Raw genomic sequence first — 14,043 nt, forward strand, 5'->3', positions numbered from 1 at the left:
ACGGCTCATCGTCGGTCGACTCCTGTCATCGGCGTGCACAACTAGCCTGCACACAGCGGGTTTCCGACCGCATCCGGGCATCGCTCGGTACGCGGCGCACGCCTGCCCGGGAAGCGGCTAGCGTTTCTGCCCGGACCGCCTGTGGGCGGACTGCCACAGAGTGGGGGCGAACGGCTCGATGTCGGGGTGGACAAGTGCCGCGGCACGCATGCTCGCGGTGCAACGGATGCGACCTGGCGATCATGCGTTCGTCAGCTATGGGGAGGATGCCGCCGGCTGGGACGTGCTGGCTGTCTTCGCCCAGCGGGGCCTGGCGCGGGGCGAGAAGGTGCTCGTCTTCCCCGCGCCGCACCTGGAGGAACGTCAGGTCCTGTCCCGCCTGGAGGGCCTGGCCCCGTCCCTGGCCGCCGCGCACCAGGACGGCGGGCTGGGCCTCTCCAGCATGCGGGAACTCATCGCGCCGCACCGGGCCTTCACCCCCGAACGGCAGTGGAGCCGGATCGCGGAGGAGACCGACCGGGCGGTCGCGCAGGGCTATGACGGCCTGCGGGCGTTCATCGACATGCACTGGGTCGCGGCCCTGGGCGCCGACGTCGAGACCATGATGTACCGCGAGACCCACGCCGATCATCTCTTCACCGGCCGCCCCTACAGCGAGATCTGCGCCTACGACCGGCGCGGCTTCGAAGATCCGGTACTGGCCGCCATGCGCGAGGGACATCCGTGCGACCTGCTGGAGCGTGTCGGTGAGTTGCGAGCCTGGCACGATGCGGGCGGAGCACGGCTGGTGGGAGATGCCGACCTGGCCACCAGCGAGGATTTCACCGCCGTGGTCGAGGAGGCACTGGCCCGCACCGCTCGCGCCGGCCGGGCACGGGTCGACCTGAGACGGCTGGATTTCCTCAGCACCGGATGTGCCGCCCAGCTCGTGCTGCGTGCCCAGGACGCCACGCACCACGAGCAGATCGAGATCCAGTGCACACCCGCCCACGCCCGGCTGCTGCGCCACCTCGGCGCCGCGGCACTCCCGCGGCTCATGATCAGCGAGGTGAGCGGTGATGAGCACTGATGCGACCGGTCCCGCCGGCCGGCACGCACGGCAGCTGCTGCAGCGCGTCATCCGCGCGGAAGGCTTGGCGGCGCTGCGCCTGCTGATCGAGGATCAGGCGGCATGCATGGGTCTGCCCCGGCCACGCCGGGACGACTTCGTCCTGGCGGTGGACACCGTCGTCACCCACGTCGTGCAGCACGCCGACGGCGAGAGCACCGTCGCCCTGTACCACGCCGACGACGAACTGGCCTGCCGCATCAGTGACACGGACCCCGCCCTGAGCGGCTCCGCCATTCCGCAACAGCTGCCCGGGCCGGAAGAGGGCCCGGACAACCGCGGCCTGTGGGTGGCGCAGATACTGGCCGACCGCCTCACCGTCAGCGCCGGAACCGGCGGCACCGCCGTAACCCTCGCAATGCGCCTGCCCTCCGACGCGACTGCCGTCGGCGGCCCGTAGAACAAACCCGCCCGGGAGGCCCTGCCGAGAACGCCCACCGGCATGACGACCCCGTACGCCGCGTCGGCGTCACCCACGGGCCTGCCGCGGCGGGTCACACGATCCGGAGGCGCCCGGCCCCCGGAGCCCGGCGGCACGACCCGCCGTCGGGAAATGGGCCTGCCCGTCTCCCGCCGCCTCGCATAGCGTGCCGTTCATGGAGCACCTGAGTCTCGACCGGTACTGCGCCGAAATCGTCGCGCAGACCGAGCTGTTGAGGTCGCACATCAAGGGCACGGACCCGGCCGCCGACGTGCCCGGCGTCCCGGGCTGGAGCCTCGCCCGGCTGCTGCGCCACCTCGGCGGCGCCCACCGCTGGACCGAGAAGATCGTACGTACGCGCGCGGCCGGCCCCGTACAGGACGATCAGGACACCGACCCCTCCCTGTACGCGGACGTGCCGCCCGCCGCCCTCGACGGCTGGCTGGCGGAGGGTGCCGAGCAGCTCGCGGACACACTGCGCGAGGCCGGCCCGGACGTACCGGTGTGGACCGTGGCGCCGGGCGGCACCCCGCTGTTCTGGGCCCGCCGCATGACGCACGAGACGGTGGTCCACCGGGCGGACGCGGCGTCGGCCGCCGGCGCGGAGTACGCGATCGACGACGCGGTGGGCCTCGACACGGTCGACGAGTGGCTGGAGTTCAGCACGCTGGCGCAGGCGTACCCCTCCGCCGAGGACCGCGCCGTGCTGCTCGCCCCCGGCCGCACCCTCCGGCTGCACGCGACGGACACGGCTCCCGGAACGCCCGCTCACTGGCTCCTCGACCTCACCGGCGAACCGGTCACCTGGCGCCGTACGACCGCCGAGGACCTGGGCTCCGCCGCCACCACTACCGTGCGCGGGCCGCTCGCCGACCTCGTCCTGCTGCTGTACGGCCGCAGAACCCCCGACAGCGAAACGCTCACGGTGCACGGCGACGCGGAGCTCCTCAAGTCCTGGCAGAGCGGCGCCAGTTACTGGTTGCGGAAGTGAACCCGGCGCCGGTTCGCGTGGCCGGACGGGGCCGGAAAGCCGCACCCCGTACCGACCGGCCGGAACTTGGACGGAGGACCCGCCCTGTGTTCGCATATGGCGATGATCGAGAACGGACCTCCCGAAGACTCCACGGCCCGGATACCCGGCTCCCGCACTTCCTCCGAGCGCCCGGGCCGGGACGACAAGGCTTCGCACAGTCCGTCGGCCGGCCCCGGTCAGCACGCGGGCGACGGTACGGGCCGGCCCTCCGGCGAGGACGGCGCCGCGCCCCGGGACCGCAAGGCCCGTAAGGCCCGCCGCCGCGAGGCACGCAGAGCGCGCCGCTCCCCCGTACGTACGACCGCGAAGCTGATCGTCGCCCTGGTCGTCGTGCTCGCGTTCCTCGCCCTCGGCGACCGCTGGGCGGTGCTCTACGCGGAGAACATGGCGGCGCAGAAGGTGCAGGAGGCGCTGAAGCTGCACGCCGAACCCGAGGTGCACATCGACAGCTTCCCGTTCCTGGGCCAGGTGGCGATGGGGAACATCGATCACGTCGACGTCAACGTCCCGCACGTGCCCGCCGGTCGGGTATCCGTCGCGCAGGTGAAGGGGTCGGTCGACGACCTCCGGATCGTCGGCAGCCTCCCCTCCTCGGTCAAGGGTGCGGTGCTGAGCAAGGTACGCGGCGACGTACTCCTCGACTTCGACGACCTCAACCGTGAAGTCGGCGCGTCCCAGGTGAAGTTGGCCCCGGGGAAGGGGCACAACACGGTGCAGGCCAAGGGCGGCCTGCCGGTGGCCGGCAAGCAGGCCAAGATCCGGGCGCGAGCACATCTGGAACGTACCGGCGACCACGGCCTGACCATGTCCCTGGAGGACACCCGGCTGGTGGTGCCGGGCCTGCTCACGTACACGCCGGGCAAGGGCGGCGGCCTCCAACTGGCCGCGCCCGCCGCCGACAAGCTGGACGGCCGCGAGGTCCAGCAGGCGACGGGGCAGCGGATCCTCCCGGACAAGCTGATGAAGGGCAACGCGCTCGACGCGCTCGCCGGCCGTCCGGAGCTGCTCAAGCCCGCCGGCATCGACCCGTCGCTGATCGAGGGCCTGCAGAAGGTACGGGAGCCGAAGGTCGCGGAGAAGATGGAGTTCTCGGCGCAACTGCCCAAGGACCTGCCGGGCGACCTCCGCCTGCGCGGGGTCTCGGTCACGAAGGACGGCATCCGCGCCCACCTGACCGGCAAGGACGTCCCGTTGGGCACGAACGGCTGACGCCGGACGGGCGGCCAGATGAGGGCGGGGCCCGGCCTTCCCTGATGGCCCGGGCCCGCCTCTCGTACGCACGGGGCATGTTGCGGCCCCGGGAAGCGTGCGGCGCCTCACCCGGGTGCTATCGGCGTACGCGGAAGAGCAGGTGCAGCACGCGGTCGCCCTGGATCACGGTGTGCGGGTCCTCGAGCAGGTGCTGGGCGTCGACCGACCCGAAGTACCGTTTGCCCGAGCCGAAGACCACCGGCGCGACGTCCATCGCCACCTCGTCCACCAGGCCGAGGGCGAAGGCCTGTCCGCCGACGTCGCCCGCCGCGACCGCGACGGTGCGCTCCCCCGCGAGCTCCTTGGCCTTCGCTACGGCCTGTGCCACATCGTCGACGAAGTGGTACGAGGCCTCGGGGTGCCACCCCTCGGGCTTGGGCCGGTGCGAGACCACGACGACGTGCTCGCCTGCCGGCGGCAACCCCTCCCACCCGTTGGTGATGTCGAACAGGTGCCGGCCGATCACCATCGATCCGAGCTCCGCCCAGACCGGCTTCACGTAGTCGGCCGAGGTCTTCGACACCTTCAGCCCACTGCCTTCGACGAGCGGCACGTTGCCGTTGACGTACCAGTCGAACAGCGGCCCGACTTCGTCATTCGCGTCCGCGATGAAGCCGTCCACCGATACGACGTTGTGCATCACCACAGTGCCCATCACGCCTCCCCGACGTTCCGAGAACCCCCACCGGGCCCTCACACGCATGGACCCACCCCACCCCCAAAACTCATCGCCCCACGGCCAGCGAAATCAGCACCAACGACGCCCGCGGGCCGCGGCTGCGGCTGCGGCTGCGGCACCACCCGCTACCGGTGCTCCCCGAAGCGCAGTTCGCCGCGCAGTCGGCGCCATTCCGATGCGGAGATCACCGCCGCATTTTCGCAGAACCGGGGATCGTGCGTCGTACCGCTCGTTGAACGAGCGGTACGACGCACCACCCACCCCCGCGCCCCAACTCACCCTGCACGGCGGACGGTTGATCTTGCTGGGGTATTCTCGTCGTCCAGGTCGCTGACCAGGGCCTGGCGACAACACCACACAACGGGGAGTGACATGCCTACTCTGCATCTCAACACGCTCAAGTGCGTCGTGTCCGAGGACTGGAGCTTCGGTCAGGACGAGCCGCGGATCAAGGTCAACGGCGAGAACGTGGCGGATCTCGTCGTGATGGAGGGCGGTTCGTACGACGTGGGCAAGACCGTCAAGTTCTCGGGCGAGGCCCGGGTCACGCTGGTCGAGCGTGACGGCGGCGTGGACGGTGAGGACTTCCTCGGCGAGCACGTGGTCAGCAAGGGCAGCGGCGTCATGAAGTTCACCAAGGACGGCGCCGACTACCGCCTCAGCTACGAGGTGCGCTGACCCCGAACGGCAGAACACGGCGGGTCAACCACCCTCACCACACGGGTGGTTGACCCGCCGGCCCTCCGCCTCACCCACCGGAGCGGAGCGCCCCGGCGCCGTACCGCAACAGCACCGCGCCCGAGGTGAACGGGCGGGTCTCCAGCAGACGCAGCCGGCTGCCGGTGGACTCGAAGAGCCGGGCACCGGCGCCGACGACGACCGGGAAGACGAACAGCCGGTATTCGTCGACGAGTTCCTCCGCGATGAGCGCGTGGACGAGCTGGATGCTGCCGGTCGCGACGATGTCGCGGCCGGGCGCCTCCTTCAGCGCCCGCACCTCCTCGGCGAGGGGACCGCGCAGAATGGTGGAGTTCTCCCAGCCGGTCTCCCGCAGCGTGCGGGAGACGACGTACTTGTCCACCGCGTTCAAATAGGCCGACACCCCGGTGTGGTCGTCCTTCTGGTGCGGCCAGAAGCCGCGGAAATCCTCGAATGTCCGGCGTCCGACGAGCAGCGCGTCCGCCGCTTCCCGGTGTTCGGCGACGGCGGCCGTGATGTCGGACTGGTCCTGCTCCTTCCCCATCGGGTCGAACCAGCCTCCGGCCATGTCGATGACTCCGTCGAGCGTGACGTTCTCGGTCACGACGAGCTTGCGCATCAAGGCCTCCTGTGGCGTACGGATACACAGAGGCAGACCGCGGCCATCCCGCGAAGTCATCGCAGATGCCAGACACCATTGCCGCGGGCTCGTTTCCTTCGCTCTCCGACTCGCAGGCATCCAGGCCAAGTTCGGGCCTCCGGCCGGTGTACGCGGACAGGCCGCTCCCGACGGACGTCCATTTCGCCACCGCTCCCGGCCGCTCTCGCACTGGCCGGCGACCCTTCCCTCACGCGCAGGGGCAGATAGCGGGAATGGGCTTCCCGCCGGCCCCGCGACAGGCCCCGACAGGCCCCCGGCAGACCCCGCACAGCAGACCGGATCCGGAACCCGAGGCCCCTGCGGAGTTCACCGTATGGCCGGTGCGGGGCGGGGCATGAGTAAGCCTCCCACTGCCACAGCGGGGGGCTTACTCGACAAGAGCGGGATTCTTACTGGTGAGCCTTCTCGTAGGCTTCCTTGATGTTCGCGGGAACTCGTCCGCGCTCGGAAACGTCGTAGCCCTGATCCTTGGCCCATTCCCTGATCTTGGCAGTGTCCGGGTTGCGGTTCTGCCCCTTGCCGGAGCCCGCGGCGGTGGCGGTCTTCGCCTTTCCTGCCCGGCGGCCCGACACGATGTAGGGGTTAAGGATTTCGACCAACTTGTCGTGATTATCCGATGTCAGATCAATCTCATACGACTTGCCGTCGATGCCGAAAGTAACCGTCTTAATGTCCTCGGCAACCTCACCACTGAGATCGTCGGAGTAGATAACCTGTACTTTTTGCGCCATGGCCTGAATGTAACCTGCGATAGGCGGCGCGGGCAAACTTTTGCAGGAAAAATTACCTGCTCGATGGCCGCTGCACTTCTGTCGCACAAGTTTCGCAGAGGAGGAAGCCACAGCGGAAATCGCACGGCTCCCTCTCCGGGGAAGGCGAGTGCGAGCCCACATCGGGGCGAAAGCGACGCCGTACGAAAGCAGCACCGCGGCGCCCGCGCCCCGAATCGCCGCCCCCTACTGCCCGCGCCGGTAGGCCGCCGCCGCTTCCTTGTACTGCTCGTGTTCCGCCGCGTGGTCGGGGACGTCCGCCGGGTCGACGGGGCGGACGGCGAAGAAGGCGGCGAGGGCGTCGTTGGCGGCGACCGCGTGGCTGCCGGCGCGGGGCAGCATGGCCCCACCCTTGCCCTCGCCCGCGCCGTCGGCTCGCAGCCGGCCGGCCCCGCATAGGAGTTCCGCGCGGGCCGGACCGTGCGGGAGGCTCACGGACGGGGCGGGCTTCAACTCCCCCGCCCCACAGTCCTCCCCACCCCTCTCCGCACAACCGCACAGAAAAAATCAGGTGCGCGGTGCACAAATTCCGGCGCAGCGCTCTCCGTTCCGTGCACGTCCGTGGCACTGTCGATCAAGAGAGTGGAGCGTACGGAGCCCCGGCGCCCGCTCCCGCGCACAGCCCCGCAGCATCCAGAGCACGCACAGCCGGCTCGTACCGAGAGGAAGTCCATGACCAGCTACAAGGTCGTCAACCCGGCCACCGGTGAGACCGAGCGCGAATACCCCGAGGCCACGGACGCGGAGATCCAGGACGCGCTGAGCCGCTCGTACACCGCGTTCCAGGGCTGGCGCGAGAGCTCCCCCAAGGAGCGCGCCGACGTGCTGAACCGGGTGGCCTCCCTGTACGAGGAGCGGCGGGACGAACTGGCCGCGCTCATCACGCGCGAGATGGGCAAGCCCCTGGCCCAGGCCCGCGGTGAGATCGCCATCGTGGTGTCCATCTACCGCTACTACGCCGAGAAGGGCCCGGGTTTCCTCGACGAGGAGGAGCTGGAGGTCGTCGCCGGCGGCCGTGCCGTGGTGCGCAAGGTCGGGATGGGCCCGCTGCTGGGGATCATGCCGTGGAACTTCCCGTACTACCAGGTGGCCCGGTTCGCCGCGCCGAACCTGATGCTGGGCAACACGATCCTGCTCAAGCACGCGCCGCAGTGTCCCGAGTCGGCGCTGGCGATGGAGCAGATCTTCCGTGACGCGGGGCTGCTCGACGGCGCGTACATCAACCTCTTCGCCACCAACGACCAGGTCTCCGACATCATCGCCGACGACCGGGTGCAGGGTGTGTCGCTGACCGGTTCGGACCGTGCGGGTGCCGCGGTGGCCGAGCAGGCCGGCCGGCACCTGAAGAAGGTCGTGCTCGAACTGGGCGGCTCCGACCCGTTCCTGGTGATCGGCCCCGCCGACATGGACCGTACTGTCAAGCAGGCCTTCACGGGCCGGCTGGGCAACGCGGGCCAGGCGTGCAACGCGCCCAAGCGCATGATCGTGCTGGAGGAGCACTACGACGAGTTCGTGGAGAAGTTCACCGCGGCCGTCTCCGCCGTCGAGCCGGGCGACCCGAGCGACGCCTCGACGTTCATGGGCCCGCTCTCCTCCGAGCAGGCGGTGCGGAACTTCGCCGCGCAGGTGTCGGACGCGGTGGCCGAGGGCGCCACGGTCCTGACCGGCGGCAAGCGGATGGACAAGCCCGGCGCCTGGTACGAGCCGACCGTCCTGACCGGGATCACCGAGGACATGCGGGCCTTCCGCGAGGAGCTGTTCGGCCCGGCCGCGATGATCTTCAAGGTGGCCGACGAGGACGAGGCCGTACGGCTCGCCAACAACACGGCGTACGGCCTGGGTTCCGTCGTCCAGTGCGACGACGAGGAGCGCGCGCTGCGCATCGCGGACCGGCTGGACACCGGCATGGTCTTCATCAACGACGCGCCCGGCACGGCCGCCGAGCTGCCCTTCGGCGGCGTGAAGCGCTCCGGGATCGGGCGTGAGCTGGGCAAGTTCGGCATGGAGGAGTTCGCCAACCGCAAGCTCATCCGCATCAAGGGCTGAGCCGCCGGCCCCACTGAGCCGTCCCACGGGCGGCGGCCCGGCGCATGCGTACGTGCGCCGGACCGCCGCCCGCCGGCGGTTCCGAGGGGCGCCGGGTTCCGAGGGGCCCTGGGTTCCGAGAGACGCCGGCGGTTCCGGTGGCTGAACCCCTAGGCGGCCCGGGCTTGTTCGAGGACGCGGCTCACGAGGTCGAGGGCCTGATCGATGTCCTGGGCGAGGTTGACCAGCTCCACGAAGGCGTGGTCGACGCCGGCTTCGCGTCCGGAGCGTACGAGGGCTTCGGCGATCTGGGCGACGGTCGCCTCCGCGGTCGGGTACACCCGCAGGATCATGCCGAGTTCGGCCGGGTCGCGGCCCTGGTCGGCGGCGAGTTGCCGGATGCCGTTCATCGGTACGGTGATCGAGTCCGGGTCGAAGTCGCCCATGCCGGGCATCACGACCGGCAGCCAGCCGTCCGCGCGGCGCGCCACGCGGCGTACGGCGGCGGGTGCGAAGCCGGCCAGATAGATCGGCGGGCGGGGCCGCCGGACGGGTTTCACGTCCGCGTGCGTGGCCGGAACCGACCAGAACTTGCCGTGATATTCGGCCGGGTTGGTGGTCCACATGGCCTCCAGCCCGTCCAGACACTCGTCCAGCCGCGCCCCGCGCTCGCGCATGGAGATGCCGGCCGCCTCGTACTCCTCCGGCGACCAGCCGGTCCCGAAGCCGGGGATGAGCCGGCCGCCGCTGAGGACGTCGATGGTGGTCAGCGAGCGGGCGAGCAGGGCGGGTGAATACCAGGGCGCCATCAGGATGTTGCTGCCGACCTGCGCCTCCCGGACGGTGGCGGCGGCGGCGACAGCAGCGCGAACGGGTCGAGCACCGAGTGGAACGCCTCGGGGATCGAGTCGGAGCCGCCGTATCCGGCGGACGGATGGACGGGCGCCAACAACCGGTCCCCGACCCAGAAACTGTCGGCGCCGAGGTCCTCGGCCTCCCGCACGAACCGTCCGGTCTCCCGGCCGTGATGTGCGAGGGGTCCGATCTGCGGAAGGGTGAATCCGATACGCATGGCAGCTCTCTCCTCTCCGTCGACCGCGCTGTGTGGAGGGGCGCGCAGCGCGGCCGGGAGCGTGTCGAGTTCGGGCGGCCGCACAGGAGTGCGTACGCGGCCTCGGGGAGATTGTCCTGGATCCCGCCGGAATGGAGCGGCGCGAATCGGACATGCCGCGCGTCGGTGTGGGACGCGTCAGGAGCGGGAGCCGCTGCGTTCCTCCACGGGGCGGCCCGCCGCAGCCGGCACCGTGGTGATGCGGGTGACGGCTTCGACGGTCAGTGCCCGTTCGTGCGGGTCGGTGTCGAGCGCGCGGTGGATGGACAGGCCCTCGATGAGCGCGTCGATCTGACGGGCCGTCGCCGGATCGAAGTGCCACTCCAGGGCCCGGCGGCTGCGGCGCATCCATTCGCGGGTCAGCTCGCGGTAGGCCGGCTTGCGCGCGGCCAGGGTGTACAGCTCGTGGGTGAGCACCAGTTCGCGCTGGTTGCCGCCGGAGAGGCGGTGGACGAGGCCGACGATCGCCTCGCGGGCCTCGTCGCGGTCCGTGGCGGCGCCCAGGCGTTCCTCGAAGACGGCGATGATCGTTTCGGAGAAGCGGGTGAACGCCTCGCGCAACAGCTCGTCCATGCTCTGGAAGTGATACGTCATCGAGCCGAGCGGCACTCCGGCACGGGCCGCGACCTTGCGGTGCGAGGTGCCGGCGACACCCTCTTCCGCGATCAGGTCCAGTGCGGCGCCGATGATGCGTTCCCGCCGGTCGGGATCGACGCGTCCGATCGCCACTGAGTCCTCCTACAGGGAACGTGTCACCCGGGCGCCTCCAGCTTGTCACGCCGCGGCCGCGGGGCCGGCCGATGGGCGTGCGTCCGGGGTCAGCCGCCTCCGCCGCCACCGCCGTCTCCACCACCGCCGCCAGAGGACTGCGCTGCGGCGACCTTCTTGCGGACGGCCTTGACCGGCCAGAACTCCTCGACCAGGGGCCGCATTTCTTTCCGTACGGCGCGCGGTACGCCCAGCTTGCGGGCGAGCTTGGTGGCCTTGAACAGGGCGGCCAGCGCACGTGAACGGCGGTCGCCGGGGCCGTACTTGGCCCAGCTGTGGAACGAGCCCAGCCGCTGGTCACGCGGTTGCGTGGCGAACACCCGGTAGGTCCGTACGGGGAACACCCCGAGCGCGTGGCGGGTCTCGGTGTGGATCGCGCCGCGGGCGGCCAGCGAGGAGACGGCGATCTCCTCGGCGCGCTGCCCGTAGAGGTCGAGCCACCGCCGGACGCGCACCGGGCTGCGGCGCTCCTGTGCCAGTACGGCCAGCGCGTCGTCCAGGTGCGGGAGTCCGGTGGGCGGTCCCGGCACCACCGTGATCCGGCCGCGGTCCTCGGCCACCCGTCCCGCGGCTTCCAGTTCCACGAGCGCGGCCGCCGCCAGGCCCCAGCGGAGGTACCGGCGTTCGACGGCCAGTTTGCCGCGTTCCGGATCGATGCCGAGGAGCAGCAGTTCCTCGGCGAGTGAGAAGCCGGCGCCGGTGGCGCCCGGCTGCGCATCCGCGTACTGCATGGTTCTCCCCGTGTCGTCTCGGTGGGGAGACGACAACCGCCCGCGTTCCGGTTGCCCGGGTTGACCGTGGAACCGCCAGGCAACTACTTTCCTGTCAGGAAAGTGATTCTGCCGGGGAAAGTCTTACGGAGGTCTCCATGCCCGACCGCCCCACGCCCGCCGAGGCCGCCCGCGCGCTGCAGGAAGCCGGTGAGCGCAAGGACCAGGCGTTCACCTCCCTCCGTCAATCCCGTTGGGTCACCGCCGTGTTCGGCGTCGCGGTCTTCCTGTACCTCGCCGCTCCGGACTTCTTCGGCACGGCGGCGACACCGTTCACGTCGTTGGGCCTCGGGGTGCTCACCGTGGGGTACGTCGTGCTGCTCAACACCCGGCGCGGCTCGTCCCTGCTGGGCCGGCCCACGCGGCTGCGCAAGGAGGAGATCTCGCCGCGGTTCGCCGCCTCGGCGCGCGCAGTGCTGCTGCTGGCCATGCTGGCCGTCCTCATGGCCTCGACCTTCCTGGACCATCTGACGCTCCCCTACTGGCGGACGGTCGCCGGCGTACTGCTCGGCGGCTTCGTGATCGTCTTCGGCCGCCGTTCCGAGCAGGCGCTGCTCTCCTTCGCCCGGCGGGGCAGGGCCGAGGGGAACGGCTTGGGTGTGGCACATGGCTCCCGCTGATTTCGATCCCGTCCTGCTCGACCCGACGCGACTGTCGATCGTGTCGCTGCTCTCCGGCGTGCAATGGGCCGAATTCGCGTGGGTGCGCGAGTCGGTGGGACTGTCCGCCTCGGCGCTGTCCAAGCAGGTCACCACGCTCGGCGCGCAGGGCTACGTCGACATCGACAAGGGGTACGTGGGCAAGCGTCCGCGCACGTGGCTCAATCTGAGCGCGGAGGGGCGCACCGCTCTGGAGGCCCATCTCGCCGCGCTGCAGCGCGTCGTCGACGAGTCACGGCAGGCCGCCGAGGCCCACCGCACGGGGGCGGACGGGAAGCCCTCGGAGCGGGAAGAGCCCTCGTAGGGGGTGGGGCGGTAGGGGGTGGGGCGCGGGCCGGGCGCTGTCTGAGGGGCGTACCGGAGCGTGCCTGCGGGGCGCCTGACGGTGCGTCGGGGGGTGCCGCGGGGCGCGTGGGGTCCTGCCGGGTACGCCGGGTACGCCACCGCGTGCCAAGTCGCCGCCTCGCCGCCTTGCGCAGATGTGACCGGGCGGGCCCGGGATGGGTGAGAATGCGGTCGTGCTGTTGACCGAGATTGCACGGACTTCGCAGGAGATCGCGCAGGCCTGTGCCCGTACGGAGAAGGTCGCTCTCCTCGCCCGGCTCTTCCGCGCCGCGGAGCCGGACGAGGTGCCGGTCGTGGTCACCTACCTCGCCGGACGGCTCCCCCAGCGCAAGACGGGCGTCGGCTGGAGCACGCTCAAGGAACGCCACCCGCCCGCCGCCTCCCCACAACTGACGGTGAACGGCGTCCACGAGGCGCTGGAGCGGATCGCCGCCGTACAGGGCAAGGGCGCCCAGACCGAACGGGCCCGGCTGGTCGGCGAGTTGATGCGGGCGGCCACCGCGGACGAGCAGCACTTCCTGGTCCGGCTCATCGGCGGCGAGTTGCGGCAGGGCGCGCTGGACGCGTTCGCCGCCGAGGGCCTGGCGGAGGCGGTGGGCGCCGATCCGGCAGCCATACGGCGGGCGGTCATGCTGGGCGGCTCCCTGGGCGCGGTGGCGCGGGAAGTCCTCGCGCGCGGGCCCGGGGCGCTGGAGGACTTCCGGTTGGAGGTGGGCCGGCCCGTCCTGCCGATGCTGGCGCAGACGGCGAAGGACGTGGACGCGGCGCTGGACCGGCTCGGCCCGTGCGCGGTCGAGGAGAAGCTGGACGGCATCCGCGTCCAGGTGCACAAGGACGGCGCGCACGTACGGATCTTCACCCGCACCCTCGACGAGATCACCGAACGGCTGCCGGAAGTCACCGCGGCGGCCGCGGAGTTGGACGCCGAGTACGCCGTACTGGACGGCGAGGTCATCGCCCTGGCCGAGGACGGGACACCCCGCCCCTTCCAGGAGATCTCCTCCCGTGTCGGCTCCCGCCTCGATGTCACCGCGGCCCGCGAGACGCTGCCGCTCTCCGTCGTCTTCTTCGACCTGCTCGCCGTGGACGGCCACGACCTGCTGGACGCCACCACGGCGCAGCGGCACGAGGAACTCGCCCGCATCACCCCCGAACCGCTGCGCGTACGCAGGCTGCTGGTGCCCGACCCGCAGGACCCCGAATGCCGCACCCGGGCGCGGGAGTTCGCGGACCAGGTGCTGGAGCGCGGCCATGAGGGCGTGGTCGTCAAGGCGCTGGACGCCCCCTACAGTGCGGGCCGGCGCGGCGCCTCATGGGTGAAGGTCAAGCCCGTACACACCCTGGACCTCGTCGTACTCGCCGCGGAATGGGGCCACGGCCGGCGCACCGGGAAGCTGTCCAACCTGCATCTGGGCGCCCGCCGTTCGGACGGTTCGTTCGCCATGCTCGGCAAGACCTTCAAGGGCCTCACGGATGTCCTGCTGGCCTGGCAGACGGAGCGGCTGCGCGAACTCGCCGTCACCGAGGAGCCCTGGGGTGTGACCGTACGCCCGGAACTCGTCGTCGAGATCGCCTTCGACGGCCTGCAACGCTCCACCCGCTACCCGGAAGGCGTCACCCTCCGCTTCGCCCGCGTGGTCCGCTACCGCGAGGACAAACGCCCCGAGGACGCCGACACGGTGGAGACCGTGCGCTCGTACCTCCGCTGACCTCCCGGCGGTGAACTCCCGTACGGATGGCGGC

General features: G+C 70.9%; 17 protein-coding genes. 9 read left to right on the top strand and 8 right to left on the bottom strand.

The features are described 5' to 3' along the window. Window positions 1–226: 226 nt before the first annotated feature. The 4 genes from AC3AGO_RS04155 (at window position 227) to AC3AGO_RS04170 (ending at window position 3,771) form a co-directional block, all read left to right on the top strand. Window positions 227–1,069 carry an MEDS domain-containing protein gene (locus AC3AGO_RS04155; RefSeq protein ID WP_487818733.1) on the top strand — a complete coding sequence of 281 codons (843 nt, stop codon included), beginning with the start codon at window positions 227–229 and terminating at the stop codon, window positions 1,067–1,069. After that, on the top strand, window positions 1,059–1,508 hold the full coding sequence (locus tag AC3AGO_RS04160; RefSeq protein ID WP_487818734.1) for an ATP-binding protein: 450 nt from the start codon (window positions 1,059–1,061) through the stop codon (window positions 1,506–1,508). Before AC3AGO_RS04155 ends, AC3AGO_RS04160 begins: the two co-directional genes overlap by 11 nt. A 196-nt stretch (window positions 1,509–1,704) precedes the next feature. Then, on the top strand, window positions 1,705–2,520 hold the full coding sequence (locus tag AC3AGO_RS04165) for a maleylpyruvate isomerase N-terminal domain-containing protein (protein WP_487818735.1): 816 nt from the start codon (window positions 1,705–1,707) through the stop codon (window positions 2,518–2,520). Between the two features lie 102 nt (window positions 2,521–2,622). Beyond that, the gene (locus AC3AGO_RS04170) at window positions 2,623–3,771 is read left to right on the top strand and encodes an LmeA family phospholipid-binding protein (RefSeq protein WP_487818736.1); all 1,149 of its coding nucleotides are present in this window, start codon (window positions 2,623–2,625) and stop codon (window positions 3,769–3,771) included. Between the two features lie 118 nt (window positions 3,772–3,889). Here AC3AGO_RS04170 and AC3AGO_RS04175 read toward each other — a convergent pair whose 3' ends face one another. Next, window positions 3,890–4,468 (bottom strand): dihydrofolate reductase family protein, encoded by a 579-nt coding sequence (locus AC3AGO_RS04175; RefSeq protein WP_487818737.1) that lies wholly within the window; start codon window positions 4,466–4,468, stop codon window positions 3,890–3,892. A 396-nt stretch (window positions 4,469–4,864) separates the two neighbouring features. Between AC3AGO_RS04175 and AC3AGO_RS04180 the strand changes: the two genes are divergently transcribed. Further along, window positions 4,865–5,170, top strand: a complete 306-nt coding sequence (locus AC3AGO_RS04180) for a hypothetical protein (protein ID WP_487818738.1) — start codon at window positions 4,865–4,867, stop codon at window positions 5,168–5,170. A gap of 70 nt (window positions 5,171–5,240) precedes the next feature. Here AC3AGO_RS04180 and AC3AGO_RS04185 read toward each other — a convergent pair whose 3' ends face one another. The 3 genes from AC3AGO_RS04185 to AC3AGO_RS04195 all read right to left on the bottom strand — a co-directional run bounded on the left by AC3AGO_RS04185 (window position 5,241) and on the right by AC3AGO_RS04195 (window position 7,057). Continuing rightward, a complete protein-coding gene (locus AC3AGO_RS04185) occupies window positions 5,241–5,810 on the bottom strand; it encodes a dihydrofolate reductase family protein (RefSeq protein ID WP_487818739.1) in 570 nt (189 codons plus the stop codon). Window positions 5,811–6,241: 431 nt separating this feature from the next. Further along, window positions 6,242–6,583 carry a histone-like nucleoid-structuring protein Lsr2 gene (locus tag AC3AGO_RS04190; RefSeq protein ID WP_487818740.1) on the bottom strand — a complete coding sequence of 114 codons (342 nt, stop codon included), beginning with the start codon at window positions 6,581–6,583 and terminating at the stop codon, window positions 6,242–6,244. Window positions 6,584–6,808: 225 nt separating this feature from the next. Beyond that, a complete protein-coding gene (locus tag AC3AGO_RS04195) occupies window positions 6,809–7,057 on the bottom strand; it encodes a hypothetical protein (RefSeq protein ID WP_487818741.1) in 249 nt (82 codons plus the stop codon). Window positions 7,058–7,294: 237 nt separating this feature from the next. On the opposite strand from AC3AGO_RS04195, the gene AC3AGO_RS04200 reads away from it, so the two are divergent. After that, window positions 7,295–8,668 (top strand): NAD-dependent succinate-semialdehyde dehydrogenase, encoded by a 1,374-nt coding sequence (locus AC3AGO_RS04200; RefSeq protein ID WP_487818742.1) that lies wholly within the window; start codon window positions 7,295–7,297, stop codon window positions 8,666–8,668. Window positions 8,669–8,817: 149 nt separating this feature from the next. Here the strand turns inward: AC3AGO_RS04200 and AC3AGO_RS04205 are convergent, their stop codons facing one another. From AC3AGO_RS04205 to AC3AGO_RS04220, 4 genes are all read right to left on the bottom strand, one after another. Continuing rightward, window positions 8,818–9,456: an LLM class flavin-dependent oxidoreductase gene (locus AC3AGO_RS04205; protein ID WP_487818743.1), complete on the bottom strand. Its 639-nt coding sequence runs from the start codon at window positions 9,454–9,456 to the stop codon at window positions 8,818–8,820. Then, window positions 9,456–9,719 (bottom strand): hypothetical protein, encoded by a 264-nt coding sequence (locus AC3AGO_RS04210; RefSeq protein ID WP_487818744.1) that lies wholly within the window; start codon window positions 9,717–9,719, stop codon window positions 9,456–9,458. Before AC3AGO_RS04210 ends, AC3AGO_RS04205 begins: the two co-directional genes overlap by 1 nt. A 177-nt stretch (window positions 9,720–9,896) precedes the next feature. After that, the gene (locus AC3AGO_RS04215; RefSeq protein ID WP_487818745.1) at window positions 9,897–10,487 is read right to left on the bottom strand and encodes a TetR/AcrR family transcriptional regulator; all 591 of its coding nucleotides are present in this window, start codon (window positions 10,485–10,487) and stop codon (window positions 9,897–9,899) included. Between the two features lie 89 nt (window positions 10,488–10,576). Continuing rightward, window positions 10,577–11,257 carry a GOLPH3/VPS74 family protein gene (locus AC3AGO_RS04220; protein WP_487818746.1) on the bottom strand — a complete coding sequence of 227 codons (681 nt, stop codon included), beginning with the start codon at window positions 11,255–11,257 and terminating at the stop codon, window positions 10,577–10,579. 137 nt (window positions 11,258–11,394) lie between these two features. Here AC3AGO_RS04220 and AC3AGO_RS04225 point away from each other — a divergent pair, with 137 nt between their 5' ends. From AC3AGO_RS04225 to AC3AGO_RS04235, 3 genes are all read left to right on the top strand, one after another. Beyond that, window positions 11,395–11,916: a hypothetical protein gene (locus tag AC3AGO_RS04225; RefSeq protein WP_487818747.1), complete on the top strand. Its 522-nt coding sequence runs from the start codon at window positions 11,395–11,397 to the stop codon at window positions 11,914–11,916. Further along, complete coding sequence (locus AC3AGO_RS04230) at window positions 11,903–12,259, top strand: winged helix-turn-helix domain-containing protein (RefSeq protein ID WP_487818748.1); 357 nt, start codon at window positions 11,903–11,905, stop codon at window positions 12,257–12,259. Before AC3AGO_RS04225 ends, AC3AGO_RS04230 begins: the two co-directional genes overlap by 14 nt. A gap of 214 nt (window positions 12,260–12,473) precedes the next feature. Continuing rightward, window positions 12,474–14,009, top strand: coding sequence for an ATP-dependent DNA ligase (locus tag AC3AGO_RS04235; RefSeq protein WP_487818749.1), 1,536 nt, complete (start codon window positions 12,474–12,476; stop codon window positions 14,007–14,009). Window positions 14,010–14,043: the final 34 nt, after the last annotated feature.

The organism is Streptomyces sp. BL1 (assembly GCF_057628045.1).